Annotated in this window: 1 protein-coding gene; it reads right to left on the reverse strand. The window is 56.2% G+C overall.

Features of this window, described 5'->3' with window-relative positions:
- Positions 1 to 180: 180 nt before the first annotated feature.
- On the reverse strand, positions 181 to 681 hold the full coding sequence (locus NZN28_RS14515) for a winged helix-turn-helix domain-containing protein (protein WP_295399364.1): 501 nt from the start codon (positions 679 to 681) through the stop codon (positions 181 to 183).
- Positions 682 to 729: the final 48 nt, after the last annotated feature.

The raw sequence follows: 729 nt of genomic DNA on the forward strand, positions 1-729 counted from the left end.
ATACCAATTCTACGACGAGGTGACACATAAAGCCTCCTGAATCCAGGGCCAAAAGCAAAGCTGCTTGACCCTGGTTGGGTCAGCCGCAAGCTGGGTGAGAAACTGCTCGGCAGCCAGGCGTTTGTGCTCCAGCGAAGCGTACACCCATGGTTTGACCCACTAGGTTGAGCCAATCGGCAATCAGGGCTTTGAGCCCCCCTTTTTCCACCGCGCTTGCGCCGCCGCATCAGCCCTGGCCGAACTCGGTCGCGGTACTTTGGGGTGAATCTTCCATCGAGCCATCAGCCCATAGAGGCCTTTATAGCTGTACTGTACCCCAAAGCGTTGTTGCACCCACTGCCGCGCTTCTTCGTAGGTGCGAAAGCTTCCTTTGGCACTCTCGGCTTTCAGTTCCAGCTGTTGGCCTTCATCCAGCCGGGCTTGACGGACTTTGACCCCCCACCCCGGTACGCGCTTCAATACCTCCGCCAATCCCCCGGCCCGATACCAACCCAGCCATCTACTGAGGGTTTTACGTCCAATCCCCACTTCTTTAGCCGCATCCTGCAACTCTTTGCCTCGACGTACCAGCCACATCGCCTGCAGCCGTTTGCGTCGTTCCAGGTGCTTCTCCCGTCTATACAGATCCTCCAACTCCCCTACGCTTTCGGTCCAATCGATTGGGGCAATCCTTCGACTCATTCCCCTATCCTAACTTAGGTGTCACTTTGGGTGAGATTTGGTATAAGT

The organism is Meiothermus sp., from assembly GCF_025056915.1.
In the GTDB taxonomy this organism is placed as follows: domain Bacteria; phylum Deinococcota; class Deinococci; order Deinococcales; family Thermaceae; genus Meiothermus.